Origin of the sequence: Mesorhizobium intechi (genome assembly GCF_002879535.1) — a bacterium.
Taxonomy (GTDB): Bacteria; Pseudomonadota; Alphaproteobacteria; order Rhizobiales; family Rhizobiaceae; genus Mesorhizobium; species Mesorhizobium intechi.
This window is the reverse complement of the sequence record NZ_PNOT02000156.1, coordinates 1-22,831: the sequence shown is the minus strand read 5'-3', so window position 1 is coordinate 22,831 and position 22,831 is coordinate 1. Positions and strand designations below refer to the sequence as shown.

At 62.7% G+C, this 22,831-nt stretch carries 29 protein-coding genes; 16 read left to right on the top strand and 13 right to left on the bottom strand.

Annotated features, from left to right (window positions below; all coding sequences use genetic code 11):
• Window positions 1–5: 5 nt before the first annotated feature.
• Window positions 6–986: a GlxA family transcriptional regulator gene (locus C1D09_RS13175; RefSeq protein WP_143974734.1), complete on the bottom strand. Its 981-nt coding sequence runs from the start codon at window positions 984–986 to the stop codon at window positions 6–8.
• A 161-nt stretch (window positions 987–1,147) separates the two neighbouring features.
• On the opposite strand from C1D09_RS13175, the gene C1D09_RS13170 reads away from it, so the two are divergent.
• The 8 genes from C1D09_RS13170 to C1D09_RS13140 all read left to right on the top strand — a co-directional run bounded on the left by C1D09_RS13170 (window position 1,148) and on the right by C1D09_RS13140 (window position 9,029).
• Window positions 1,148–3,751: a bifunctional diguanylate cyclase/phosphodiesterase gene (locus C1D09_RS13170; RefSeq protein WP_208760376.1), complete on the top strand. Its 2,604-nt coding sequence runs from the start codon at window positions 1,148–1,150 to the stop codon at window positions 3,749–3,751.
• Window positions 3,752–3,878: 127 nt separating this feature from the next.
• Complete coding sequence (locus tag C1D09_RS13165) at window positions 3,879–4,778, top strand: LysR family transcriptional regulator (RefSeq protein WP_143974732.1); 900 nt, start codon at window positions 3,879–3,881, stop codon at window positions 4,776–4,778.
• Complete coding sequence (locus tag C1D09_RS13160; protein WP_342780225.1) at window positions 4,760–5,518, top strand: NADPH-dependent F420 reductase; 759 nt, start codon at window positions 4,760–4,762, stop codon at window positions 5,516–5,518. The genes C1D09_RS13165 and C1D09_RS13160 overlap by 19 nt, the downstream gene beginning before the upstream one ends.
• Window positions 5,519–5,662: 144 nt before the next feature.
• Complete coding sequence (locus C1D09_RS13155; protein ID WP_143974730.1) at window positions 5,663–6,640, top strand: glutathione S-transferase family protein; 978 nt, start codon at window positions 5,663–5,665, stop codon at window positions 6,638–6,640.
• Window positions 6,640–7,236, top strand: coding sequence for an alpha/beta hydrolase (locus C1D09_RS13150; RefSeq protein WP_143974729.1), 597 nt, complete (start codon window positions 6,640–6,642; stop codon window positions 7,234–7,236). The genes C1D09_RS13155 and C1D09_RS13150 overlap by 1 nt, the downstream gene beginning before the upstream one ends.
• A gap of 67 nt (window positions 7,237–7,303) precedes the next feature.
• Complete coding sequence (locus tag C1D09_RS34215; RefSeq protein WP_425463415.1) at window positions 7,304–7,468, top strand: aromatic-ring hydroxylase C-terminal domain-containing protein; 165 nt, start codon at window positions 7,304–7,306, stop codon at window positions 7,466–7,468.
• A 68-nt stretch (window positions 7,469–7,536) separates the two neighbouring features.
• Entirely contained in the window at window positions 7,537–8,253 is a 717-nt protein-coding gene (locus tag C1D09_RS13145; protein ID WP_143974728.1) for a hypothetical protein, read from the top strand.
• A gap of 134 nt (window positions 8,254–8,387) precedes the next feature.
• Window positions 8,388–9,029, top strand: coding sequence for a glutathione S-transferase family protein (locus tag C1D09_RS13140; protein WP_143974727.1), 642 nt, complete (start codon window positions 8,388–8,390; stop codon window positions 9,027–9,029).
• A 76-nt stretch (window positions 9,030–9,105) separates the two neighbouring features.
• On the opposite strand, the gene C1D09_RS33135 is transcribed toward C1D09_RS13140, so the two are convergent.
• Entirely contained in the window at window positions 9,106–9,276 is a 171-nt protein-coding gene (locus tag C1D09_RS33135) for a hypothetical protein (RefSeq protein ID WP_167514591.1), read from the bottom strand.
• A 109-nt stretch (window positions 9,277–9,385) separates the two neighbouring features.
• A complete protein-coding gene (locus C1D09_RS13135; protein WP_143974726.1) occupies window positions 9,386–9,736 on the bottom strand; it encodes a hypothetical protein in 351 nt (116 codons plus the stop codon).
• A gap of 248 nt (window positions 9,737–9,984) precedes the next feature.
• Between C1D09_RS13135 and C1D09_RS13130 the strand changes: the two genes are divergently transcribed.
• Window positions 9,985–10,425 (top strand): lipid-binding SYLF domain-containing protein, encoded by a 441-nt coding sequence (locus tag C1D09_RS13130; protein WP_143974725.1) that lies wholly within the window; start codon window positions 9,985–9,987, stop codon window positions 10,423–10,425.
• 124 nt (window positions 10,426–10,549) lie between these two features.
• Window positions 10,550–10,987 carry a VOC family protein gene (locus C1D09_RS13125; protein ID WP_143974724.1) on the top strand — a complete coding sequence of 146 codons (438 nt, stop codon included), beginning with the start codon at window positions 10,550–10,552 and terminating at the stop codon, window positions 10,985–10,987.
• A 60-nt stretch (window positions 10,988–11,047) separates the two neighbouring features.
• On the opposite strand, the gene C1D09_RS13120 is transcribed toward C1D09_RS13125, so the two are convergent.
• Window positions 11,048–12,670 carry an ABC-F family ATP-binding cassette domain-containing protein gene (locus tag C1D09_RS13120; RefSeq protein WP_143974723.1) on the bottom strand — a complete coding sequence of 541 codons (1,623 nt, stop codon included), beginning with the start codon at window positions 12,668–12,670 and terminating at the stop codon, window positions 11,048–11,050.
• Window positions 12,671–12,898: 228 nt separating this feature from the next.
• On the opposite strand from C1D09_RS13120, the gene C1D09_RS13115 reads away from it, so the two are divergent.
• The gene (locus C1D09_RS13115; protein ID WP_167514593.1) at window positions 12,899–13,210 is read left to right on the top strand and encodes a hypothetical protein; all 312 of its coding nucleotides are present in this window, start codon (window positions 12,899–12,901) and stop codon (window positions 13,208–13,210) included.
• A 26-nt stretch (window positions 13,211–13,236) separates the two neighbouring features.
• Complete coding sequence (locus tag C1D09_RS13110) at window positions 13,237–13,533, top strand: hypothetical protein (RefSeq protein WP_143974722.1); 297 nt, start codon at window positions 13,237–13,239, stop codon at window positions 13,531–13,533.
• A gap of 64 nt (window positions 13,534–13,597) precedes the next feature.
• Here the strand turns inward: C1D09_RS13110 and C1D09_RS13105 are convergent, their stop codons facing one another.
• Window positions 13,598–14,482 carry a DUF3365 domain-containing protein gene (locus C1D09_RS13105; RefSeq protein ID WP_143974721.1) on the bottom strand — a complete coding sequence of 295 codons (885 nt, stop codon included), beginning with the start codon at window positions 14,480–14,482 and terminating at the stop codon, window positions 13,598–13,600.
• Window positions 14,437–14,664 (bottom strand): DUF6471 domain-containing protein, encoded by a 228-nt coding sequence (locus C1D09_RS13100; RefSeq protein ID WP_143974720.1) that lies wholly within the window; start codon window positions 14,662–14,664, stop codon window positions 14,437–14,439. The genes C1D09_RS13105 and C1D09_RS13100 overlap by 46 nt, the downstream gene beginning before the upstream one ends.
• 105 nt (window positions 14,665–14,769) lie before the next feature.
• Here C1D09_RS13100 and C1D09_RS13095 point away from each other — a divergent pair, with 105 nt between their 5' ends.
• A complete protein-coding gene (locus C1D09_RS13095) occupies window positions 14,770–15,726 on the top strand; it encodes an IS1595 family transposase (protein ID WP_143974719.1) in 957 nt (318 codons plus the stop codon).
• A gap of 378 nt (window positions 15,727–16,104) precedes the next feature.
• Here C1D09_RS13095 and C1D09_RS13090 read toward each other — a convergent pair whose 3' ends face one another.
• From C1D09_RS13090 to C1D09_RS13075, 4 genes are all read right to left on the bottom strand, one after another.
• Window positions 16,105–16,701: a Panacea domain-containing protein gene (locus C1D09_RS13090; RefSeq protein WP_143974718.1), complete on the bottom strand. Its 597-nt coding sequence runs from the start codon at window positions 16,699–16,701 to the stop codon at window positions 16,105–16,107.
• Between the two features lie 183 nt (window positions 16,702–16,884).
• Complete coding sequence (locus C1D09_RS33130) at window positions 16,885–17,307, bottom strand: hypothetical protein (protein WP_167514590.1); 423 nt, start codon at window positions 17,305–17,307, stop codon at window positions 16,885–16,887.
• A 248-nt stretch (window positions 17,308–17,555) separates the two neighbouring features.
• Window positions 17,556–18,185, bottom strand: coding sequence for an NADPH-dependent F420 reductase (locus tag C1D09_RS13080; RefSeq protein ID WP_143974716.1), 630 nt, complete (start codon window positions 18,183–18,185; stop codon window positions 17,556–17,558).
• A 23-nt stretch (window positions 18,186–18,208) separates the two neighbouring features.
• Window positions 18,209–18,907, bottom strand: coding sequence for an SDR family NAD(P)-dependent oxidoreductase (locus C1D09_RS13075; RefSeq protein ID WP_143974715.1), 699 nt, complete (start codon window positions 18,905–18,907; stop codon window positions 18,209–18,211).
• Window positions 18,908–19,077: 170 nt separating this feature from the next.
• Between C1D09_RS13075 and C1D09_RS13070 the strand changes: the two genes are divergently transcribed.
• Entirely contained in the window at window positions 19,078–19,707 is a 630-nt protein-coding gene (locus tag C1D09_RS13070) for a glutathione S-transferase family protein (RefSeq protein ID WP_143974714.1), read from the top strand.
• 3 nt (window positions 19,708–19,710) lie between these two features.
• Here C1D09_RS13070 and C1D09_RS13065 read toward each other — a convergent pair whose 3' ends face one another.
• Both C1D09_RS13065 and C1D09_RS13060 read right to left on the bottom strand, forming a co-directional pair.
• Window positions 19,711–20,310, bottom strand: coding sequence for a YdeI/OmpD-associated family protein (locus C1D09_RS13065; protein ID WP_019859500.1), 600 nt, complete (start codon window positions 20,308–20,310; stop codon window positions 19,711–19,713).
• 334 nt (window positions 20,311–20,644) lie between these two features.
• On the bottom strand, window positions 20,645–21,118 hold the full coding sequence (locus C1D09_RS13060; RefSeq protein WP_143974713.1) for a cupin domain-containing protein: 474 nt from the start codon (window positions 21,116–21,118) through the stop codon (window positions 20,645–20,647).
• Between the two features lie 65 nt (window positions 21,119–21,183).
• On the opposite strand from C1D09_RS13060, the gene C1D09_RS13055 reads away from it, so the two are divergent.
• Together C1D09_RS13055 and C1D09_RS13050 are read left to right on the top strand one after the other, a co-directional pair.
• Window positions 21,184–21,639: a MarR family winged helix-turn-helix transcriptional regulator gene (locus tag C1D09_RS13055; RefSeq protein ID WP_143974712.1), complete on the top strand. Its 456-nt coding sequence runs from the start codon at window positions 21,184–21,186 to the stop codon at window positions 21,637–21,639.
• A 126-nt stretch (window positions 21,640–21,765) separates the two neighbouring features.
• Window positions 21,766–22,494 (top strand): SDR family oxidoreductase, encoded by a 729-nt coding sequence (locus tag C1D09_RS13050; protein WP_143974711.1) that lies wholly within the window; start codon window positions 21,766–21,768, stop codon window positions 22,492–22,494.
• A 13-nt stretch (window positions 22,495–22,507) separates the two neighbouring features.
• Here C1D09_RS13050 and C1D09_RS13045 read toward each other — a convergent pair.
• On the bottom strand, window positions 22,508–22,831 hold a 324-nt coding region (locus C1D09_RS13045), incomplete at its 5' end, for a substrate-binding domain-containing protein (RefSeq protein ID WP_246135731.1).

Below are 22,831 nucleotides of genomic sequence, written 5' to 3'. Positions count from 1 at the left end.
GCGCTTCATTGTCCCGCTGCGACGCTGGCGATGCGGTTGGGATGCCTCAGATGGGTCGGCGTGATGCCCGTCTGCTGGCGGAACACGCGGCTGAAATGACCGGCATTGGTGAAGCCGCAACGGTAGGCGATGTCGCCGATCTGCAGGTCGCTGCCTTCCAGCAGCGACTTTGCATGATGGACTCTCAGCGCGAGATAGGCCGCCATCGGGCCGATACCCAGCTCCGTCCCGAAAAGCCGCTCGAGCTGGCGCCGCGAGCAGTTCAGCCGGGTTGCGATCTCGCCGACCGACAGCGTCTCCTGCAGGTTGCTCTCCATCAACAGCAGAGCCCGCTTGACCGCGCGGCTCGACGCGGCCGGAAACAGGTCGCCGACAGGCTGCACGTCCCGGCTGCTCCTGATGCGGTCGAGCACCAGGATCTTGGCGGCCTTTTCCGCCGCCTTCTGGCCGATGAACTGGGAGACGAAATAGCCGGCGAGGTCAGCCGCTCCCGTGCCGCCCGCGCAAGTCGAGCGGCCACGGTCGACGGAATACAGGCTGTCGGCATGGGCGTTGACGTCAGGGAACTGGTTGCGGAAATCCTTGATGTGGAACCAGCTGACGGCGGCGGCGTAGCCGTCGAGCAGGCCGTAGCGCGCCAGCACGAAGCTTCCGGTGCAGAGCGCCGTCAGCGGCACGCCCTTCTCGGCCGCCCGCAAAAGGAAGGCCTCCTTGTCCGAACTCAGGCTGCGGTTGGTGTCGAGCAGGCCGCCGACCACCACGACATTGTCGAAATCCTCCGGATTGCCGATCCCCTTGGTGGGCAGCAATTCGACACCGCAACTTGCCCGGATCGGCAGGCCGCGCTCGCCGACGATCTCCCAGTCGAACTCGATCCTGCGGCTGCGGTCGCCCTCGTCACCCGCCAGCCGCAGCGTGTCGATGAACAGCGACAGCGGCGACAGCGTGAAGTCGCGAACCAAAAGAAACGCAAAACGCCTGGCCATTGTACTTCCGCCGCCCGTCCGCCTGCCATAGCTGATGCCGAAACTTACCACCAGTCTGGAAGGGTAAATTTAAGCGTTTTCTACTACAGTCGATCGATGAGCTATAGTTCAGGAAAGGTGTCGGGGTCGAATTGACCGTCACTGGATTCAGCCTCGGCCGCTTGAGACGGGCCGTTCTTTCTTCCGCCAACTTGCCGGCGGCGATCGCTTTTGTCGTGCTTCTGATCTGCTCCATTGTTGCCGACCAGCAGAACAGGAGGGTCTCCGACCAACTGGCGCGCGCCGACGTGCTGGCCAAGGTCAACATCATCCGCGCCAAGCTCGAAGGCAACATCAACGGCAATCTTCAGCTTGTTCAGGGATTGGCCTCGGCCATCAATACCGAACCTTATATGGGCCAGCAGAGATTTGCCTCGCTTGCCCGGAATCTGTTCCAGCAGAAATCGCAATTGCGCAACATTGCCGGCGCGCCCGACCTGGTCATCTCGCTGATGTATCCCATGGCAGGCAACGAGAAGGCCATCGGGCTCGACTACCGCAAGAACGAAGCGCAGCGCATGGCGGCGCTGCGGGCGCGCGACCAGCGGGTGCTGGTGTTTGCCGGCCCGGTCGATCTCGCCCAGGGCGGGCGCGGCTTCATCGGCCGCATCCCGGTCTTCGTTCCGACCGCGAACGGCGGCGACCGTTTCTGGGGCATCGTCTCGGCGGTCGTCGATGTCGAGAGGCTCTACGCGGCGAGTGGGTTGACCGATCCGGATATCGACATCGATGTCGCGCTCACCGGCAAGGATGCGCTGGTGGGCGGCGGCGACCGCTTTTTCGGCGGCGACCAGGTCATTGCCGGAAATCCCGTATCGGCCGATGTGCAGCTGCCGTCGGGTTCCTGGCAGATTTCGGCCATCCCCAAGGGCGGCTGGCCGGCGGCTCCGAAAAACGAGTGGGCCTTGCGGTCGCTTATGTTGCTCGCCGGGGCGCTGGTGGTGCTGCCGATCATGGTGGCCGGTCGGCTGTTTGGCGAAAGGCAGAAAAACTACGCCGAGCTGAGGCGCCTGTCCGGGCGCCTGGAGCTGGCGCTGGAAGCCTCTGGTATTGGCGTCTGGGAACACGACCTCACCACCAACGAAATGGTGTGGGATGACCGCGTCAACGAGATCTACGGCAAGTCAGCCGACGGCAAGCCCCGCGGCTATGATGACTGGGCGCAGGCGATCCATCCTGAAGACCTGGCACGGGCGAGACAGGACTTCGATCTCGCCGCGTCCAAACAAGGCCCCTATTCCTCGCAATACCGGCTCCTGCGCCCCGACGGCACCGTCCGCCATGTGCGCACGCGCGCGACCTACTTCCAGGACATCGGCGGAACGCCCAAGCTGATCGGCGCCGAATGGGACGTGACCAGCGACGTGCTGCTCAACGAAAACCTCATTCGTGAACGCCAGTTGACGGAATCGAACAACGCCGAAATCAATCTTGCCAAGGCACATATCGAGTATGCGGCGCTGCACGATTCGCTGACCGGCCTCCCCAACCGCCGCTATCTCGACGAACAGCTGGCCGAAAACGGCGAACCGGACCGGCGCACGGCGCTGCTGCACCTGGACCTCGACCGCTTCAAGCAGATCAACGACACGCTCGGCCACGCTGCGGGCGACGCCATGCTGGTGCATGCGTCCAGGGTTATCCAGGCCAATGCGGGCCGTGACGATTTCGTCGCGCGCATCGGCGGCGACGAGTTTGTCGTGGTGAGCCATGGGCTCGACGACGACGGACTGTCGGCACTTGCCCATCGCATCATCGAGGACATGCGCCAACCTGTCGATTATCGCGGTCATCCCTGCCGTTTCGGGGTCAGCATCGGCATTGCCGCCAACAACGGCGTCGACGTGAAGCAGTTGCTGGTCAACGCCGATATCGCGCTGTATCGGGCCAAAAGCCGTGGCCGCAACCGTTACGAGTTCTTCAACGAGGAGCTGCAGAGCGAGATCGTCCGGACCAAGCAGATCGCCGACGAGATCCTGGGCGGGTTGGAGCGGAACGAATTCGTCGCCTACTATCAGCCGCAATTCGACGCCGCCACGCTCGAGATCGTCGGCGTCGAGGCGTTGTCGCGATGGAAGCACCCGCGACGCGGCATCCTTGCCCCCGACGCCTATCTCAAGGTGGCCGAAGAACTCAATGTCGTGGCGCTGATCGACCGCATCGTGCTCGAACACGCGCTGGAAAACTTCGAGCGTTGGTCGCGCAGTCATCTCAACATCCCGCGCGTGTCGGTCAACGTCTCGGCCAGGCGGCTGGACGACAGGGACCTCATCGAGGGTCTGCGCAAGCTCGCCATCAAAGCTGGAACGGTGTCGTTCGAACTGGTGGAGTCCATTTTCCTCGATGAAAACGACGACGTGGTCACGTGGAATATCGACCACATCAAGGAGCTCGGCATAGACCTCGAGATCGACGATTTCGGCACCGGCCACGCCTCGATCGTCTCGCTGCTCAAATTGCGTCCGCGCCGCCTCAAGATCGACCGCCAGCTGATCACACCCATCACCGGCTCGATGGCGCAACGGCATCTGGTGGCGTCGATCATCGAGATCGGCAAATCCCTCGGCATCGAGGTGGTCGCCGAAGGCGTCGAGACGATGGAGCATGCGCGCATCCTCAAGGAACTTGGCTGCGATATCCTGCAGGGCTACCTTTTTGGCCGCCCGATGGAGGCCAAGGCCTTCAAGGCCTTCGCCCAGTCGCGCGGATGGCTGGCTGCGGGCTAGTTTGTCCGCTTCGCACCGCTCGCCATCGCGAAATTCGTCGAAGCCCGACCAGATTTCATAAAACCCTTCGCCTTATCTGCGATTATGGTGGGCGCTCAAAGAGTCGCCGCCCTCGAGGTACCCCAGCATGGACAGACTGGCATGCGACCGGATGTTCGTCGCGGTCATCGAGCGCGGCAGCCTGTCCGGCGCGGCGCAAAAGCTCGGCGTGAGTTCAGGCCAGGCGTCCAAGCTGGTCTCCCGGCTCGAGGGAGAACTGGGCGTGCAGTTGCTGCACCGCACGACCCGCTCGGTATCGTCCACGGAAGCCGGCCGCGCCTATTTCGAGCGCATCAAAAGCTTGCTCGAGGAAATGGATGAGCTCGATTCCACCATCCGCAGCGCTTCTGGCGATCCGCGGGGACGGCTGGCCATGTCCGTGCCGATGACCTTCGGCACCCAGGTTCTTGCGCCGCTTTTGGCCAAATTCGCGCGGGTGCATCCGCTGATCGAACTCGACGTGTCGTTCTCCGATCGTGTGGTCAATCTTGTGGAGGAAGGTTTCGACCTTGCGCTGCGTATCGGCAGTTTGCGCGACAGCAGCCTGATTGCAAAAAAGCTCTGCCCGATCCGGCTGGTGACGACGGCAGCGCCATCCTACCTCGCGGCATTCGGTGCGCCGGATCGTCCCGAGGACGTGATCAGACATGCCTGCATCCTCGACACCAACTTCGCCGACGGGGCCAGCTGGCGTTTTGCCGGCGGCTTGTCGGTGCCGATCCGTGGCCGGTTGCGCTTTTCCAACGCAGAGGCCTGCGCGGCCGCGGCTGCGATCGGTCTGGGTCTGGTGCAGGGTCCAAGCTTCGTCGCCGGCGAGCGCATTCGCACTGGCCAGCTCATTCCGGTGCTCGCCGACCACGAGGCCGACCCGATGGCTCTCTGGGCCATCTACACCACCGGGCGGCACCTGGCGGCCAAGGTGCGGGTGATGGTGGATTTCCTGGTCTCGCATTTCCAGGACAGCCCGCCTTGGGATCAGGGTTGGTAGACTTTCCAATCCGGAAGAAATCTTCTGCGATTCTACCGGATAATAATCCATCCGGAAAAATCGCATATTCCCGTCATCGCCGCAGGGCAAACGCTGACAGGAGCAAGGACATGACACTCGCAATCATCGGAACCGGCAATATGGCCAAGGGCCTGGCCAAGGTCTTCTCGCGCGCCGGCAACGCCGTCGTCTTTGGTTCGCGCGACCCCTCGGAGGCCGCTTCGGTCGCCCGCGGCTTCGGCGACACCGTCGCCGCCGCCTCGATCCCGGAGGCTGTTGCCAAGGCCGACATGGTCTTCCTTGCCGTGCCTTATGATGCCGTAGCCGCTGTGGTGAAGGCAGCCGGAAGCCTGGCGGGCAAGATCGTGGTCGACCTGACCAATCCCATGAAGGCCGATTTTTCCGGGCTCGCCATCGGCTTTTCAACCAGTGCGGCTGAAGAAATCGCCAGGCTCGCCCCGCAGGCCAAGGTGGTGAAAGGCTTCAACACGCTGTTTGCGTCGGTGCTGCAGAATGGCGGCGAGGTTGCTGGTACCCCGGCAACGGTGCTGCTCGCCGGCGACGACGCCGACGCTGTCGCCGAGGTTGGGGCGCTTGTGAATTCAGCCGGGCTCAAGGCCATCGTTGCCGGTCCTCTCGCCGCATCGCGCAATATCGAGGCCGTCGCCGCCCTCAATATCGGGCTCGGCTATGGCCAGGGCAAAGGCACCGATATCGCTCCGACCTGGGTCGGCATCTAAGCATTCATCGCTCCCCGGCCTCGTGGGCGCAAGGCGACCTCAAGGAACAAATAGCAAGCCGCGACGCGCCACTTGATATCGGTCAAGTGGCGCGCCGCTTACCCCGTGGACAATCTCCCGCCGACTGCGGAGAAGGACGAAGCAATGCTCATCGAAGGAAGATGGACGGCCAATTGGCAGCCGGTGCAGGCAACCGATGCCAAAGGCGGCTTCGTCAGGCAGATCTCCGGCTTCCGCAATTGGGTGACGCCCGACGGCAGCGCCGGGCCGACGGGTGATGCGGGCTTCGCCGCCGAAGCGGGCCGCTATCATCTCTATGTCGCGCTAATCTGCCCCTGGGCATCCCGCACGCTGATCGCGCGCAAGCTCAAGCAGCTGGAGAACGCCATTTCCGTCAGCATCGTCAACCCCCGCCTTGACGATGAAGGCTGGGTGTTCGGCGGCTATCCCGGCACCAGCCCGGACGGGATAAACGGAGCCCGCCATCTGCATGAAATCTACACCCGGGCCGACCCGCTCTATAGCGGTCGTGCCACCGTGCCGGTGCTTTGGGACAAGCAGCTTGGCACCATCGTCAACAACGAGAGCGCCGATATCGTGCGCATGCTCAATTCAGGCTTCGGTGACCTCGCGAGCGGGGCGGATCTCTATCCTGCAGCCTTGCGGGCCGAGATCGACGCCCTCAACGCCGATATCTATCCGCGGCTCAACAACGGCGTCTATCGCGCCGGCTTCGCCACCACCCAGATCGCCTACGAGGAAGCCTTCGACGACGTGTTCTCGATGCTTGAGATCCTCGAGGCCCGGCTCGGCAAAGGCGGCCCCTTCCTCCTGGGCAATGTCCTGACCGAGGCCGACATCAGGCTGTTCGTCACGCTGGTGCGGTTTGACGCCGCCTATCACGGCCTGTTCAAATGCAACCTGCGGCGGCTCGTCGACTATCCGGCGCTGAGCGGCTATCTGGACGCGATGCTGGCCGTGCCGGGCGTCGCTGAGACCGTCAGCATCGAGCACATCAAGGCCGGCTACTATTCGATCAAGGCTCTCAACCCCAACGGCATCGTGCCGAAAGGGCCCGACCTGCGGGGCCTCGCACCCGTCTCCGTGACAGGACAGCACTGATGGATCGTGGCCTGGTCATTCTCTTGCACGGTGTCGGCAGCAACGGCGCCAATATGGCGGCACTCGGGCGGGCGCTCGCGCCCGCACTGCCCGGCGTCATCTTCGAGAGCCCGGACGCGCCAGGCGGTCGTGGCCCGCACCGTGAATGGTTCAGCGTCGTCGGCGTCACCGAGGCCAACCGCCAGCACCGCGTCGTTGCGGCGCGGCCCGGCTTTGACGCGGTCATCGCCAAGATCATCGAGCGGCACGGATTTTCGAACGCGCTGGACCGGGTTGCGCTGCTTGGGTTTTCCCAAGGTGCGATCATGGCGCTCGACGCGCTGGCCAACGGGCGCTGGCCTGTCGGGGCGGTGATCGCTTTCTCGGGACGACTGGCATCCCCAGCGCCGCTTGCTCCAGCAACCGGCACCCCATTGCTCCTGATTCACGGCGGCGCCGATCCGGTCATGCCGTCAAGCGAGAGCGTGCGAGCGGCAGAACAGCTGACAGCGGCCGGTGTCCGGGCGAGGATCTCGATTGAACCCAGTCTCGGCCACCAGGTGTCAAACACCGGTCTTGCCGTGGCGGCCAGGTTTCTCAATGACGTGCTGACCTGACCGTCCCAACCGCACGGCGAATGGTCGGCAACTTGGCGCTGCTTCCAGGCAGTCAATTTTCGACCCGATGTCTATGGGAGCGGCCGGCCTCAGCGCCGTGCCCATGCGCCCCGATGGCTTCGTCGCCTGGGCCGCAGATGGCGAGCCTGAACTCGAGGGCCCTGCTCAGGCGGCGTCGCGGTGGTTTGGCGACTCGAATGGTTGCCTGCGCGTGCTAAAAGGAACTGTTTGAGCCTGATTTCGGTTGTCTGCTGTGCGAACCGCCGTTCCGCGAAGGCCCCCGATGAGCGAACATGAAACATGGCAGACAAGAAGCGCGATTCCCTGCGAAAGGTCCTGAGTGGCATCGTCGCGGCGATTGCCGGCGCGCCTGATCGCACATCCGTGCGAGGCGCGAGCACCGCTAAAGCGTCGGTAGTTGCCGAATGGCCGCTGCCGCCATCGGCAACGCTTGGCTCCGCCCTGCGCCTGAAGGGGATCGAACGCGAAATTCGAGCCCGTCTGCCGTGGGCCGTAAGGAAATTTGCCAAGGCCGAGACGGGCCGCATCGTCTTGCGCATGTTGAAAACCGACGCGGATGCCTTCCAGGCGGCCTCGGCAACCATCTCGAGGACGCTGGAGGGGATCGAAGCCCTGGCCGTGCTTCCGCGCGAGGCAGAGGATATTCTCACCATCTCCGCCCGCGAGCGCCACAAATGGCTGAAGGACGGCCGCCTGAAGAGCATCGGCACGCGCACCGTAAAGATGCGCGGGCGATCCAAGGCCGTGACCTTCCATGTCTTCGATCCACGCCACATCGAGGATGTTCTCGATCGCGACCTGGCGAGCGCCTGGCGGGAGGAAGATGCGCAGGAAAGGTCAGAAAACAGACGGCGCGGTGCCGGCAAGGCCGCCCTGACGCGCGCCGGAAAACGAGAGCGAAAGGCGCCCGGCGGCAGGACTTCGGCAAAGGATGACACCCCACCGCCGGAGCTGGAGGGCTGGGACACATTCGAGGCGGAAGGCCTGCTGCGCTAGGACCGGGGACGCATTCAAACCGTCCGAACCGTCAAATCCCGCGGTCCGGAAAAACCAGGCGGTTGTCGGGAATCGCCCCGGCCGTTCGTCCTTTGGGTGCAACCAACAACCGAAGCAACCACCCGGAGCCTCCCATGATCCCCACCATCACCGCCTTCGAACGATCGCCCGACGGCGGCAAGGGACTGGCGCGCGATACGCGCGTTCGCTGGGCGCTCGAAGAAGTGGGGCAACCCTATGAGGTTCGTCTCGTTTCCTTCGCCGGGATGAAGGCGCCTGACCATCTGGCCATCCATCCGTTCGGCCAGATCCCCACCTATGAGGAAGGTTCTCTGTGCCTGTTCGAGACCGGCTCGATCGTTCTTCATCTTGCCGAGCGGCATGCCGGCCTGCTGCCCGGGGATCACGATGCCCGCGCCCGTGCGATCACCTGGATGTTTGCCGCCCTCAACACCGTGGAGCCGCCGATTCTCGATTTGACGACTGCAAGAATATTCGAAGCTGACAAGCCGTGGAGCGAGGAGCGCCTGCCATTGGTCAAGGATCGTGTTCGCGCGCGGCTGGACCAGCTCTCGGCTTATCTGGGCGCCGCGGAGTGGCTCGATGGTGCGTTCAGCGCGGGCGATCTGCTGATGGTGTCGGTGCTGCTGCGACTGCGGATGTCGGGCATTCTGGACGAATATCAGAACCTGGCCGCCTATGTGGCGCGCGGCGAAGCTCGGCCGGCTTATATCAGGGCTTTTGCCGCGCAATTTGCGGTCAACGCGCCATCATGAGGCCGGGGCCGACATCGGGTTTGAAGTCGGCTTGCCACCGAGTTTGCCAGGACCGCGCGCTGCCTGGCAAAACCAATCAGCGGTCCTGGGACCAGGCTCCGAGGCCGGCCATGTCAGCCAGGCGGATCGCGGCCAAGGTCTCCAGTTCCTTCGAAATCGGCGTCTGCCGGGGGTCCTGCGCTTCGGGTCCGCTTTTGGCGGCGATGAAGCGGGCTTGGCCAATCGTGGCCCGAACGGTGGTCAGCATGTATCATGTCCCTGCACTTGTCCTGACGCTAAGAACTTGGCGAATGGATTTACGTTCCAAAGGCTGGTGACATAAAGCTCGAGTCCAGCGCTTCGAGGGCTCACGACGGCTACGGATATTTCGCCTTTGCGCCCGGGCCTAGATCGCCCTGCAACTCCTTCGGCAAAGGCAGGCTCGAGCATTGCAGGTGCACGTCGCGGGCGTGAAGCTTTCGCTGCTTCCGCTCGGCCTCCTTGGTGGCCGCGATGATGCCCAAGCCGTACGGGCCAAGGGCCGCGAATTCCCAGCCCGGATGCTGTTTTTCGCGCGCCGCGTAATCCGAAGCCGCCGCCAGTGCCTGCCGGCATTCCGGCGACGCCCATTTCGGATCCTGCGGCGAAAGCGACGCGCCATAGTCGACCGGGGAGGTCGCGCATCCGGCCACTGTCGCGGCCAGTGCGAAGGACACCGCAATTCGCATCGCAAGTCTCATCCCGAAGCCCTTCTCGCTTTCCACAGACCTCGCAGGCACCCGTCGGCGCCAATCACGTGTACGCGATGTCTCGCCGGAGCGCTTGCCATAGGCCTCGCTTCATGTCGATCTTCCCGCGGCCACATTCAGGCAGCGTGCCTGGAACCAAATGACGGGCGAGACTGTTCCGTTGTAACTTTAACACAGCGCTGGCGCGCCCGGTCCGTTGGGCAAGCGGCGACTTTGAGGAGCTCATCATGAATATTTCGTCCGGATTTCGCAGAATCGCGGTTGCCGCCATCGCCACCGCCGGCATCGGCTTTGCCAGCGCCGCGCATGCCGACAGCGGCACGATCCGCTTTGCCGTCTACAAGGCGGCCTTCTTCGTCGGCGGCTCCGGCGGCGAAGGCACCTTCACCTTCCACGGCAAAACCTATCCCATCTCGATCGGCGGTGTCTCGGGCGGCCTCGCCTTCGGCGTTTCAAAGACCTATTTCCGAGGCACCGTTCGCCACATCAGGCGCGTCCGCGATGTGACGGGGGTCTACGGTGCGGCGGGCGGCGGCGGCACGCTCGGCAAAGGCGCCCAGGTGATCGTCATGACCAATGACAGGGGTGCCCAGCTCGAACTCACCGGCAAGCAGGTCGGGCTGCAGGTCAACGCCGATCTCAGCGGCATGGCCATATCGCTGAGGTAAGGGACCCATTCCTTCGGCACGAAGAGATCGGACGGAAAAGTCCAGAAGGCGGCGTCGGCCCGACAGCCGCCTTTTCCCTGGCCGAAGACCGACAGGCTTTTGATCCCGGCACGAGGTTGGACACATGGCACTCAAACGGATGGACAATGTCGGAATCGTCGTCGATGACCTCGAAGAGACGATCGATTTCTTTCGCGAGCTCGGCCTCGAACTGGAAGGGCGGGCCACCATCGAAGGCGAATGGGCCGGACGTGTCACCGGACTGGGCGATCAGCACGTCGAAATCGCCATGATGCGCACGCCGGACGGCCATAGCCGGCTTGAACTTTCCCGTTTCCTCACGCCGCCGGTCGTCGCGGATCACCGCAGCGCCCCGGTCAACGCTCTGGGCTACCTGCGCGTCATGTTCACCGTGGACGACATCGACGATACGCTTGAAAGGCTGCGCAAGCGCGGCGCTCGGCTCGCGGGCGAGGTCGTCAAGTACAAGGACGTCTACCGGCTCTGCTACATTCGCGGACCCGGAGACCTTCTCATCGGGCTCGCCCAGGAGCTCGGCTGAGCGCAATGCGATGACGAGAGACCAATGTCGGTGCGCGCGTCTCGCAAGGCCCGTTGCAGGCTAGCTCCGCAGTCCCGGCGCTTCCTGCCCCGTCCTCTCGACATATTCGGTATAGCCGCCGCCATAGGTGTGGATGCCTTCGGGCGTCAGTTCCAGCACGCGGTTCGACAATGCGGCCAGAAAATGCCGGTCGTGCGAGACGAACAGCATGGTGCCCTCATATTGCGACAGCGCCTCGATGAGCATCTGCTTGGTGGCGATGTCGAGGTGGTTGGTCGGCTCGTCCAGCACCAGCAGATTGGGCGGGTCGAACAGCATGAGCGCCATCACCAGCCGCGCCTTCTCGCCGCCTGACAGCACGCGGCACTTCTTCTCGATCTCGTCGCCGGAAAAGCCGAAGCAGCCGGCAAGTGCGCGGAGCGGCGCCTGGCCGGCCTGCGGGAAATTGTCTTCCAGCGTCTGGAACACAGTGCGCTCGCCTTCGAGCAGTTCCATGGCATGCTGGGCAAAATAGCCCATCTTCACGCTCGGCCCGCGCGCCACCGTGCCGGTGTCGGGATCGGAGGCGCCGGCCACCAGCTTCAGCAGCGTCGACTTGCCGGCGCCGTTGACACCCATGATGCACCAGCGCTCGCGGCGACGGACCTGGAAGTCGAGCCCTTCATAGATGGTGCGGCTGCCATAGGCCTTGTGGACGTTCTTCAAGGTGACGACATCCTCGCCGCAGCGCGGCGCCGGCTGGAACTCGAAATTGACGATCTGGCGGCGCTTGGGCGGCTCGACGCGGTCGATCTTGTCGAGTTTCTTCACCCGGCTCTGCACCTGGGCCGCATGCGAAGCGCGCGCCTTGAAGCGCTCGATGAAGGCAATCTCCTTGGCCAGCATCGCCTGCTGGCGCTCGAACTGCGCCTGCTGCTGCTTGTCGGCGATCGCCCGCTGCTGCTGGTAGAATTCGTAATTGCCGGAGTAGGCGGTGAGCGAGCCGGCATCGATCTCGACGATCTTGTTGACGATGCGGTTCATGAACTCGCGGTCGTGCGAGGTCATCAGCAGCGCGCCGTCATAGCCTTTCAGGAACTGCTCCAGCCAGATCAGGCTCTCCAGATCCAGATGGTTGGACGGTTCGTCGAGCAGCATGACATCGGGCCGCATCAGAAGGATGCGCGCCAACGCCACGCGCATCTTCCAGCCACCCGACAGCTTACCGACATCGCCGTCCATCATCTCCTGGCTGAAACCCAGCCCATCCAGCACTTCGCGGGCGCGGCCGTCCAGCGCATAGCCGTCGAGTTCCTCGAAGCGATGCTGCGCCTCGCCATATTTCTCGATGATCTCGTCCATCCGCTCGGCCTGGTCCGGATCGGCCATCGCCGCTTCCAGTTCCGCCATCTCGGCCGCGACATCGCTCACCGGCCCGGCGCCGTTCATCACTTCGGCGACGGCGCTATGGCCTTCCATGTCCCCGACATCCTGGCTGAAATAGCCGATGGTGACGCCCCGATCGACCTGCACCTGGCCCTCGTCGGGCTGTTCCTGGCCGGTGATCATGCGGAACAGGGTCGTCTTGCCGGCGCCGTTCGGCCCGACAAGGCCGACCTTCTCGCCCTTCTGCAGGGCGGCCGACGCCTCGATGAACACAAGCTGGCGGCCGTTCTGCTTGCTGATGCTTTCAAGTCTGATCATGCGATTTCCGGACCATGCCTGCGCTGAATGGATTTGCCCGGCGCCTTACGCGAAGGATGGCGGCAAAGGAAGAGGCTCAAGCGCCGCATTCGGACGATCTCCCCCCAGACACACTTCAGAAACAAGATTCAACATCCGGGAAAAACTGAAGAAAACATCGTCTGCGATAACCACCCTCGTAGCGACCGGACGGCGGTCGCCAGGCAACGCAAAGGGATGGTCCCGACAATGCAACGACGTTCGACCGGATGGATGGGTGCCCTCGCAGGCATTTCGCTCGCCATGCTTGCGGTCGCGCAATCGGGTGCGGAAGCGGCGGTTACCCGGAGCGAATATTGCAGCCGGCTCGGTTCTCAACTCGACGGAGCCATCCGCACCAAAGCCGAACCCGGTGCCAGCGCGAGCCAGATCGCCACGGCAACGGCCCTGCGGGGCAAGGCCAACCGGTTTTGTGCCGAGCGCAAGGAGGCGCAAGGCATCCGGACCTACGCCAACGCCCTGAAACTTCTTGGAGTGACGCCGGTCGACCTCGACCAGTGACAGCAACCGTCAAAGGAAAGCCTATCATGAACAAGCCCCTCCTCTCCGCCCTCGGTCTCGCTATCGCACTCGGTCTGGCCATGCCGGTTGTTGGCGCCAGCACGGCCAACGCGGCCGCCACCACCGCCGCTGCGCCGACGACGGCTCCGGCTCCCGCCGCGTCGACCACGGCTCCCGCCGCCACGACCAAGCCGGCTGAGGCTGCCGCTCACAAGCACCTCAAGAAGCGTGTCAGGCACGCCAAGAAGCACCATCGGCATACGAGGAAGCACCGCCACAAGCACGTCGCCAGGAAGCACGCGCACAAGCGCGGTCTTATCTAGCAAACGCACCAAAACCCGGAAATCTTGGGGCGGCGCGGTGAGCGCGCGGGCGGCTTTGTCTTCGCTAGCTTATCTCGTTGCCAGCTTCGCAGGGGCTGAAGCCCACGTTCTCGTGAGAGATGTGCATTACGTAGCGAAAACGGGTCCGTTGTTCGCGATGGAAAATGTCTTGGTACTCAATTACGCCAAAGATCCAAAACTTAAGTTTGCCGTCGACCAAATCGGAGAGCACTTCCCGAGTAAGTTTTATCCTAGCTGGTTTGGCTGGATCGTTGGGCCGGACTGCTGCAAAGAAATCCATGCCGGGGCCAACGGACCCGCGTCCATCGACAGTGACGATGGACGGGAAGTGCTTTCCCTCTTCGAACGGCAGAAGACCCAATTCCCATTCCATATTGACGCGGACGTTTTGCGCCGGGGTCTGTCCAGCATTTCTGAAGGTGACTTTGACGCGGATATCCGGCTCGGGCTTATCGGTAATCACAGAGTCGAAATTGAAAGGCGAGATATAGGCGCGCAACTGGCGTTCGGCGGTTTCGCTGGCAATCCGGTTAGCAGCGTGAGCCTCTTGGACGGCTTCGGTATTGGCGTTGAGGGTCCGCCAAATGAAGAAGATACCGATGACGGTGAACACGACGCCAGCCCACGAAGCCCAATGCATTCCTGTGGTGTCTTCAGCGACACTTTGCTGGGCTGCGAGATCACACCAATCAGGCTGGGATTTCTGGCCGTCGTCGGATGGCTTGGCTTCTGGTTTGCCGGCAGAGGAATGGACGCTGGCGGCCGCAAAGGGGCTGTCTGGATATTGTTGGGCACATCGCTGTGCGTAGTAGGAACTTTGATGTTTGCTGGTGCTGTATGACTGCCCAAGCGCCGCAAAAAGCAATAGGCCGATGATCGTGGCTATCCATCCAAACGTAATGTAGTCGTGCCCACCGCCGTCATGCATTGAAGTAAAAAAGCCGCCGTGAATTTGCCCCTAGAGAGCTTATTCCGCACGTTTACCTCTTTCTCGTCAACGCCCATCGCATTGAGCTTTTCAACGAGCTGCGAGTAGGTGACGCCCTTGCGCTTCAATTCGGCTTTCAGGAGGTTAGCCGCTAGGGCTTCATAGTCCGTCTTATCCGCCATACGTATCGCCTTTGCAGAAAAATGCATCGATATCGATACGTATGCCCTTGTATGGGATACGTCAACGTACTACATTCGTTACATAGGTAACGGAAACAGTACGTCATGGCACAACATTTCCTCCTTTGCGCCGAAAGCCGCACCCTCTCCCTGAAGGACATCTACAAGGGTGGCGAGGAAAAGGCTTACGACACGTTCAAGCGCCTTCGCTGGGCTTCGACGCAAGGCGAGCCTGTTTGCCCGAAATGCGGGTGCCTGGATCGCTACGACATTCCGACCCGCCGCAAGTTCAAGTGCGCCGCTTGCGGTGCGCAGTTCTCCGTCACGTCCGGTACGATCTTCGCTTCGCGCAAGCTGTCGTTTGTCGATCTGCTCGCTGCGATCTGCCTGTTCGTCAACGGCTCCAAGGGCATGTCGTCGGTCCAGTTCTCCCGCGATCTGGATGTGCAGTACAAGACCGCCTTCGTGCTGTCGCACAAGCTGCGCGAAGCCCTGTCGGCTGAAACCAAGAATGAAATGCTTGAAGGCGAAGTCGAGATTGATGGCGCGTATTTTGGTGGCGTGGTGCGCCCCGAGAACCGCGTAGAGGACCGCAAGGACCGTCGCGTGAAGGCCAACCAGTCAGACCGCCGCCGCGTTGTCATCGCCCTGCGCGAGCGCGCTGGCCGTACTTTGACCTTTGTCCGTAACCGTGAAGCCGAAGGCGTCGATATCGCCCGCGCTCGCATGCTGGCCGGTTCGAAGCTGTTCGCGGACGAAGCCAACCATTGGGACTCGCTGGAGGCCGATTTCGCTTCGACCCGCATCAACCACTCGGAAAGCTACAGCGACGGCCACGGCAAGCATACGAACATGGTGGAAAGCTATTTCAGCCGCCTGCGCCGCATGGTCGTCGGCCAGCATCACCACGTTTCGCACAAATACCTATACCAGTACGCCAATCATGCGGCATGGCTGGAAGATCACCGTCGCCGGTCAAATGGCGGCAACGCCTTCGCTATCCTTGGCGGTGCGCTCAATCACCCTGTGTCGCGGGTTTGGGCTGGATATTGGCAACGCTAACGGCTTGATCCGCATAATACTTTTGAAGCTTGGGGGCTGCAAAATCCGATTTCGCTACGCCTGCACAAATGAAGGCGAAAACCTTTTCGTCGATCAAGCCCTCATAGGATATTTCGTCTGCCTTAACTCGCTTAATCAAGTCTGTGGCATGATAGATCGCTAGCCGCGCATACATGATGAAGCTAGGGTGTCGAATGAACTTGTGATCGCCGACGCCCAAAAGACACGCCGAATCGAACTTCGTTTTTTGGGTGCAAACAGGCACAAGCAGGCACTTGCCTTCCTTGCAAGGGTTCGTCAGGACCACAAACAGATGGCCAGTATCCCCGGTCTCTGGAATATGGAGGGTTTGAGTTCGTAAGGGCGTAAATAGCGCTTTCAAGCAGCAAGCGCGCTCTCGGCGCGACGCGCGGAATTGATTTCGCGTTCAACGCTGTCTGCGGTTTGATCACCGAACGCTTCGAGAATGTCTCGATATGAAATCGGCAATCTTTCGCCTTCGGGGACTTGAGTATATTCTGGGCAATGGCTGTGCGAGTAGTTTCGCAATTGTGAGGTGGTTTTGCTTCCTAGCTCTTTCCAGATATATTCAATCGCAGCCCATTCGGCATTGCTGATTTCATCAAAATCAGATCTTCCAAACTTTTTAAGTGCGACAACTTGATTTCCGTTCCGAGCGACAAACTCACTCCATATATCAACGTGGATCACCCCGTTGATACCATTCAGCGTGCCCGAGCAGATTGGCCCATTGAAAAGTGAATAAAATTCATCCCACAAAATCGGGATGTGATTTTCGCTAAGGAATTTGCGCTCCGAGAAATAGATAAGCTTTATAAGTTTGAGCTTGTCTATGATGCCATCTTCCTTGAGTGCAAAAAATGCGCTCACCTGTGCAGCTTTGCGGGATTTGAATCCCGCGACTGGGATGGCGTACGGTGGTATCGGGTCGTGTTTCAAAATTCCAACCTGCATTCGGTTAGAAGGGATCCTATCAACGCACGAAGGTTATGATTGATCCAACCCTGAGACGGTTTCCCCTCTTACCATCCTTAAATGGTTCTATAATTTCCCGTTGTAGCGCGCAATATGGTAATTTGACGTTCACCCATCGATGGCCGCTAATCACAATTGATTGCGAGGTTAACGCAAAGCTAGCTACTCGTGCCTAACTGCACAGGATCGCCTGCGCCGTACCTTGGCGGTATTGACGCACTCTCGTACCCTGTCGACCAGCGACGGCTCCCAGCCCTTCACCGCAACAATGCGCTGGGCAGTTTCCTTGTTGGCCTTGCTGCCTTCCGCCTCGCACTTCAAGATAAGCCGGTAAAGCTCGCCCTTGCGGAACCGGTTCGGCTTTCGTCGCAGCGGCACGATTTGGGACGGATCGCCCTTGTAGCCAAGGATGAGCAGCACCGCGTCTATGTGGACAAGCTGGTGCGCCAGGTCCGCGCCTTTGAACCGGATTAGGCCCGATATCTCGGATCGCTTCGCGACAAGCGTATTGATCGCGTGTTCGTATCGGGTGGAGCGGACGATAGGGGCAACTCTCGGCATGCCCCGGATTTTATGGGAACCCACCCTTTAGGTCGTGCGAGAAGTTGGTGCGTTTGCTACATAAGACCGCACAAGCGTACCCACAGGAAGCACGCCCACGCCAAGGCGGCTTGATCGGCAGCTTTCTTTCTGACTTCCTCCCGGGAAAAGGCCGCCATCCGCTGAAAAGCGAGGGCGGCTTTTTCTCGTGCGTGACAGGGTAAGTCAGATCCGCTGAAAGTACGCCGAAACAGGCGCTTACGGCAATTCCACGATTCAGGTCGTGAGCCGCATCAAGCCACGCCGAGCGCGGTCCGAACCTCACGGCCGGTCATGCCGCTGTCGAAGACGGTGGTGCCGGGATCGAAGCGGCGGGCCTGCGACAACGGTCCGACCACGACCGGGTCGAAGCCGGCATCGCTCACCAGCCGCGCGGCCAGGGCGACGGCTTCTTCGTCATCGCCGGCAAGCGGGATGCCGATCCTGTCGCCGGCGCGATGCGCCTGCGATTGCAGTGTCGTCCACATGACCGTGCTGAAGGCACGAACCAGTTTCGCGCGCGGCAGGAGCGGCGCCACCGCGAAAGCCACGCCGTCCTCGCGGGCAAGCGCGGTGTCGCCGAAAGCGCCGTCGCGAGGCGGATCTGGCACCGTGCCGTCGAGCAGCACCTTGTCGCCGAGCGCTGCCGCGATCTCGTCCGCGACACCGGGCCAGGCGCGAAACGGGATGGCGGCCAGCACGACGTCCGCGCCCGCAACGGCATCGAGGGCCAATCCCGCCGTGGCCTTGCCGCCGAGCCCGGACAGCATCGAGCGCAGCCGCTCGGGATGCCGCACGCCGAAACTCACCGCATGTCCGGCCTCGGCCCACAGCCTTCCGACCGTGCCGCCGATCATGCCGGCGCCCAGAATTCCGATTCTCATCTTTGCCTCCTGTACAGTCCGACTCACCACGGCAGTCTTTTGCCGTCGCGGAAGAAGCCGCCGGTCGGGCCGTCGTCCGGCAAGGTCGCGGCCCAGACGATGCCTGCCGCCCCTTGCGCCACCGGGCGTCCGCCTGGCCCGCCCATGTCGGTGGCGACCCAGCCCGGGCAGATGGCATTGACCAGCACGCCCGAGCCGCGCAGTTCCGCCGCCAGCACACGGGTCAGCGCATTGAGCGTCGCCTTCGATGTCGCATAGGCCGGCGCGCCCGCGCCCATCGAGGCCAAAGAACCGGCTTCGGACGACACATTGACCAGTCTTCCGTGGCCGCCGGCCTTGAGCAGCGGCGCGAAGGCCGCCGCCGCCCGCCAGGAACCGAAGACATTGGTCTCGAAGGCTTCGCGGATGACAGTCCAGTCCGGCCGCAAGGCGCGCGAGCCGCTGTCGTAGTGGATGGCGGCATTGTTGATCAGCACGTCGAGCCGGCCGAACCGGCGCTTGACCTCATCGGCTGCCCTTGGAGCCGCGTCGAATGCCGCGACATCGAACGCGATGGCCTCGACATGCCCCTCGACGGCTTTCGCTGCCGCCTCCCCCTTGGCCAGATCGCGCACGCCGAGCAGCACGGTGAAACCGCGTTTCGCCAGTTGGCGGCCGGTTTCAAGTCCGATGCCACGATTGGCGCCGGTGATGAGGGTGACTTTGTTGGGATGCGTGGTCATGGGGGATGCCTTTGTCTATCGTCTCGGGAAAGATGGCACGGGGGGAATTGATTTATTAGGCGGCGGAGGCTGCAATCATTGTGCGATCAAGCGCATGAATCGATCGAGCGGGAATCGGGTGTCGGCCGGTGTCGTGCCATGCGATCGTCGACCCGTCACGAGGATCGGCCATGCTCACGCTTCACGATTATCTGCCATCGCAAAATGGCTGGAAAGTCCGGGTCCTGCTCGGCGTGCTGAATATGCCCTATGAGACCCGCATCGTCTCGATTTTCGAGGGCGAGAGCCACTCCGATGCCTTCCTTGCCCTGAACCCGGCCGGTGCCGTTCCCGTGCTCCAACTCGAAGATGGCATCGCCATCGCCGAGTCCAACGCGATCCTCACCTACCTGGCCGAAGGAACGCCTCTGCTGCCGGCGGACCGCTACCGGCGTGCCAAGGTGATGCAGTGGCTGTTCTTCGAACAGTACAATGTCGAGCCCGTCATCGGCTCGCTGCGCTTCTGGACCCTGACCGGACGGCTCGAGCGCAACCAGGCCATGGTTGCCGGCAAACGCGAGGCCGGCGCCCGCGCGCTCGCCGCCCTGGACCGCAGCCTTGCCGAGACGCCGTTCCTCACCGGAAACGACCTGACAATCGCCGACATCGCCGTCTATGCCTACAGCCACCGCGCCGGGGATTGCGGCTTCTCTTCAGCGGACTACCCGGCATTCCTCGCCTGGACCGGCCGTGTGCGCGATGCCATTGGCCCCGGCTACCCCGTCCATCCCTACAGCATCGACCCGCATTCAGGCGGCTGAGAACTATTTCTTCCCCTGCGGATAGATCGTCTCGCCACGCTTCAGCATCGCCACGAAGGTCTCGATCTTCTTCTTGCGGCCGGCCTCGGTCTTCATGTTGTGGGTGCGGAAGGCGAGCGAGAAGCGGTTTTGCGCGCTGAGTTTTTCCAGCATCGCCTTCGCCGCCGGCTCGGCATCGATGGCCGCCTGCAAATCGTCGGGGATTTTCATCTCCTTGCTGCCCCCATAGGCGCGCGCCCAGCGCCCGTCGGCCTTGGCGGCTTCGACCTGTTTCAGCCCATGCCCGGTCATGCGGCCCTCCTCCACCAGCCGCGCGACATTGTCGATGTTGATCTTGCTCCAGATGCTCTTCTTGCCGCGCGGCGTGTAGCGCTGGAGAAAACTGTTCTCGTCCAGCCCCTTGCGCACCGCGTCGATCCAGCCGAAGCACAGCACGACGTCGATGGCTTCCTTCGGCGTGATCGACTTCAGCCCCGATCCCACCTTGTGCACCTTGATCCACACTTCGCTTTCCGTGGCGTGGTGCTGGCCGAGCCAGGCGTAGAAACTCGCCGCGTCGGGGAATTCCCGGACCTTGTCGGGATCGACCTTGACCGGCGCCATCAGCGGGCCTGCCGGTTCAGAATCGTTGTCGCTGGCATCCCTGTCATCTTGCCTCCGTCATCTCGCCATCCCCGCACCATAGCATCGCCCGCTGTCATTTCTCGTCAGCAGTGAGGAACGGGTGCAGCGAAATAGGGAAGGCGCGATACATCGCCGCGTTGCGGCTGGCGCGCAACCGACCGGATGGAAGAGCGCGACGCTTCCCCAGCATGCGATAGGACCACAAATGCAACGCTGGGACCTCAAGCCGTCGAAATCGTGCGCGAACAGATCGGTGGCGCGTGGAACGGTTACGACCGCCTGGGCTGCGTGCTCGCTGGACCCTCGGCCGGTATCAGGCCGGTGGCGGCATTGCCGGCGTCAGGCCATGGCGGCGCATGATCTCCATCATCGCAGCTTTGTCAGGCGGCCCGCCGGCAGCGGCGTTGAGCAGGCCGAACGCCTCGCGGAAATAGTCCGGACCAATTGCCGCCGGCGTGATGACGCACAGCGTCTTGGCATCCCGGGCGCCATTATTGTCGAAGCGGTGGACGGCTCCGCGTGGAATGCACAGCGCCTCCCCCGGCCCAACCTCGATCGGCTTGCCGTTCACGGTCCAGGTCAAAACCCCGTCAATGCCGTAGATCGTTTCCTCGTAGTGGTCGTGGCTGTGCGCCGGCGCCGGCAGGCGCTGCGCGCCCGGCACCATCAGTTCGAAAGCGGCGACGCTGCCGTTCGAATCTTCGCCCGACACCAGGAAACGGACCGATAGCCCCCTGGTGCCGATGGTCTCATTGGCTGGATTGACCCGAAGATCCATGGCTGGCATTGCGCAAACTCCTCCGGTAAATTACATTTACCAGAAACAAGTAAACTCAATTTACCGGACCGTCAATGGCCACTTCCACCGAAGTTCTGCAGACCAAGACCACGGACCTTTTGATCGGCGCCCTGCTGCGCGTGCCGGCGCAGGCCATCCAGCGCCGGCTGATCAAGGAACTCAACGCCGCCGGTTTCGACGAATTGCGCCTGCCACATATGGCCGTCTTGCAGTTTCCCGGCCCGGATGGCGCGCGCCCCGGCACCATCGCCGAACGTGCCGGCATGAGCAAACAGGCGATCAACCAGTTGCTCAGCAGCCTTGAAAATTACGGCTATATCGTACGCTCCGACGGCGAAGGCAGCGCGCGCGTGGTGCACGCCACCGAGCGGGGTCACGCCGCCTTCTGGAAGATGGTCGACATATTGCGCGACATCGAGGAGGAGTGGCGCGCCGAGCTCGGGCCGGAGCGCTTCGCCCAACTCAAAGCGCTGTTGTTCGCCGTCTGGGACAGCCCGCTGGTGCGCTGACCGAAACCGCATTCCTGCATCATCATCGGCACTTCCGATGACATTATCGGTTTCTTCCGTTTCCTTCTCGGCACACCGACCTGCCAATTCCCTGCCCTTGTCCCCTCGAAACAAAGGCAGAGCGAAATGAGCATTTCGAACCAGAGGATCCTGATCGTCGGCGGCGGCTCCGGCATGGGCCTGGCGCTGGCCAGGCGCTGCGTCGAGGCCGGCGCCACGGTCATCGTCGCCGGGCGCGGCGAAGACAGGCTGCGACAGGCGCGCGAGACACTTGGCAATCCCGCCGGCCTGGACGTTGCCGTCGTCGACATCGCCCGGGAAGACCAGGTCGCGGCGTTGTTCGCCGAGATCGGTCGGGTCGACCACATCGTCAGCACGGCGGCCGACATAAATGGCGCCTACAGGCTGCTGCCGGAGCTTGATCTCAAGGCGGCGCAACGCATGGTCGACAGCAAGCTGTTCGGCCCGCTGCTGCTTGCCAAGCACGGCGCGCCACGGCTCAGCGCGAGTGGCTCTATGACCTTCATCTCCGGCATCGCCGCCTACCGGCCGGCCCCGCGCGGCTCGGTCGTCGCCGCGGTCAACGCAGCGCTCGAAGGACTGGTGCGGGCGCTGTCCGTCGAACTCGCGCCGATCCGCGTCAACGCCGTTTCGCCCGGCTGGGTCGACACCACGATCTGGGCGCAGGTCGCCGGCGACCGCAAGGCCGAGATGCTGGCGGCGATGGCCGAGCGGCTGCCGGTCGGCAGGGTCGGCCAGCCCGAAGACATCGCCGACGCCATGTTCTTCCTTATCGGCAACGGATTTGCCACCGGCACGACGCTGCATGTCGAAGGCGGGCACAGGCTGGTCTAGCTGGTGGCAGCCCTCACCAGGAGTTGTTTGGAAACAATGCCTTGGAGCTATCAGCCGATTCAAGTTCTGAGCCCGCATCGAGGCGTTCAGGCGCCAGCGTGTCGCGCGCGGCGGCGAGCAATTGCCTGAGCGCCGGCGGCTGGATGCGCCGGCGCCGCCAGATCATCGTCAGTGGCGCCGGCCGCATTCGACCGGGCCACGGCAGATCCATGAGCTCGCCGCGCGCCAGCGCATCGCTGGCGGCGAGACGGGGAATGAGGCCGAGCCCGCCACCCGTCGCCACCAGCCGGGCAATGGCGCCGATGCTGCCGACTTCGGCCAAGGGCTTGGGCGGAGC

What these genes read in the sequence shown, in the direction of transcription:
- C1D09_RS13175 (WP_143974734.1), bottom strand. Translation starts at nt 986, where the DNA reads ATGGCCAGGCGTTTTGCGTTTCTTTTGGTTCGCGACTTCACGCTGTCG.
- C1D09_RS13165 (WP_143974732.1), top strand. Translation starts at nt 3,879, where the DNA reads ATGGACAGACTGGCATGCGACCGGATGTTCGTCGCGGTCATCGAGCGC.
- C1D09_RS13155 (WP_143974730.1), top strand. Translation starts at nt 5,663, where the DNA reads ATGCTCATCGAAGGAAGATGGACGGCCAATTGGCAGCCGGTGCAGGCA.
- C1D09_RS13150 (WP_143974729.1), top strand. Translation starts at nt 6,640, where the DNA reads ATGGATCGTGGCCTGGTCATTCTCTTGCACGGTGTCGGCAGCAACGGC.
- C1D09_RS34215 (WP_425463415.1), top strand. Translation starts at nt 7,304, where the DNA reads ATGTCTATGGGAGCGGCCGGCCTCAGCGCCGTGCCCATGCGCCCCGAT.
- C1D09_RS13145 (WP_143974728.1), top strand. Translation starts at nt 7,537, where the DNA reads ATGGCAGACAAGAAGCGCGATTCCCTGCGAAAGGTCCTGAGTGGCATC.
- C1D09_RS13140 (WP_143974727.1), top strand. Translation starts at nt 8,388, where the DNA reads ATGATCCCCACCATCACCGCCTTCGAACGATCGCCCGACGGCGGCAAG.
- C1D09_RS33135 (WP_167514591.1), bottom strand. Translation starts at nt 9,276, where the DNA reads ATGCTGACCACCGTTCGGGCCACGATTGGCCAAGCCCGCTTCATCGCC.
- C1D09_RS13135 (WP_143974726.1), bottom strand. Translation starts at nt 9,736, where the DNA reads ATGCGAATTGCGGTGTCCTTCGCACTGGCCGCGACAGTGGCCGGATGC.
- C1D09_RS13130 (WP_143974725.1), top strand. Translation starts at nt 9,985, where the DNA reads ATGAATATTTCGTCCGGATTTCGCAGAATCGCGGTTGCCGCCATCGCC.
- C1D09_RS13125 (WP_143974724.1), top strand. Translation starts at nt 10,550, where the DNA reads ATGGCACTCAAACGGATGGACAATGTCGGAATCGTCGTCGATGACCTC.
- C1D09_RS13120 (WP_143974723.1), bottom strand. Translation starts at nt 12,670, where the DNA reads ATGATCAGACTTGAAAGCATCAGCAAGCAGAACGGCCGCCAGCTTGTG.
- C1D09_RS13115 (WP_167514593.1), top strand. Translation starts at nt 12,899, where the DNA reads ATGCAACGACGTTCGACCGGATGGATGGGTGCCCTCGCAGGCATTTCG.
- C1D09_RS13110 (WP_143974722.1), top strand. Translation starts at nt 13,237, where the DNA reads ATGAACAAGCCCCTCCTCTCCGCCCTCGGTCTCGCTATCGCACTCGGT.
- C1D09_RS13105 (WP_143974721.1), bottom strand. Translation starts at nt 14,482, where the DNA reads ATGCATGACGGCGGTGGGCACGACTACATTACGTTTGGATGGATAGCC.
- C1D09_RS13100 (WP_143974720.1), bottom strand. Translation starts at nt 14,664, where the DNA reads ATGGCGGATAAGACGGACTATGAAGCCCTAGCGGCTAACCTCCTGAAA.
- C1D09_RS13095 (WP_143974719.1), top strand. Translation starts at nt 14,770, where the DNA reads ATGGCACAACATTTCCTCCTTTGCGCCGAAAGCCGCACCCTCTCCCTG.
- C1D09_RS13090 (WP_143974718.1), bottom strand. Translation starts at nt 16,701, where the DNA reads ATGCAGGTTGGAATTTTGAAACACGACCCGATACCACCGTACGCCATC.
- C1D09_RS13080 (WP_143974716.1), bottom strand. Translation starts at nt 18,185, where the DNA reads ATGAGAATCGGAATTCTGGGCGCCGGCATGATCGGCGGCACGGTCGGA.
- C1D09_RS13075 (WP_143974715.1), bottom strand. Translation starts at nt 18,907, where the DNA reads ATGACCACGCATCCCAACAAAGTCACCCTCATCACCGGCGCCAATCGT.
- C1D09_RS13070 (WP_143974714.1), top strand. Translation starts at nt 19,078, where the DNA reads ATGCTCACGCTTCACGATTATCTGCCATCGCAAAATGGCTGGAAAGTC.
- C1D09_RS13065 (WP_019859500.1), bottom strand. Translation starts at nt 20,310, where the DNA reads ATGGCGCCGGTCAAGGTCGATCCCGACAAGGTCCGGGAATTCCCCGAC.
- C1D09_RS13060 (WP_143974713.1), bottom strand. Translation starts at nt 21,118, where the DNA reads ATGCCAGCCATGGATCTTCGGGTCAATCCAGCCAATGAGACCATCGGC.
- C1D09_RS13055 (WP_143974712.1), top strand. Translation starts at nt 21,184, where the DNA reads ATGGCCACTTCCACCGAAGTTCTGCAGACCAAGACCACGGACCTTTTG.
- C1D09_RS13050 (WP_143974711.1), top strand. Translation starts at nt 21,766, where the DNA reads ATGAGCATTTCGAACCAGAGGATCCTGATCGTCGGCGGCGGCTCCGGC.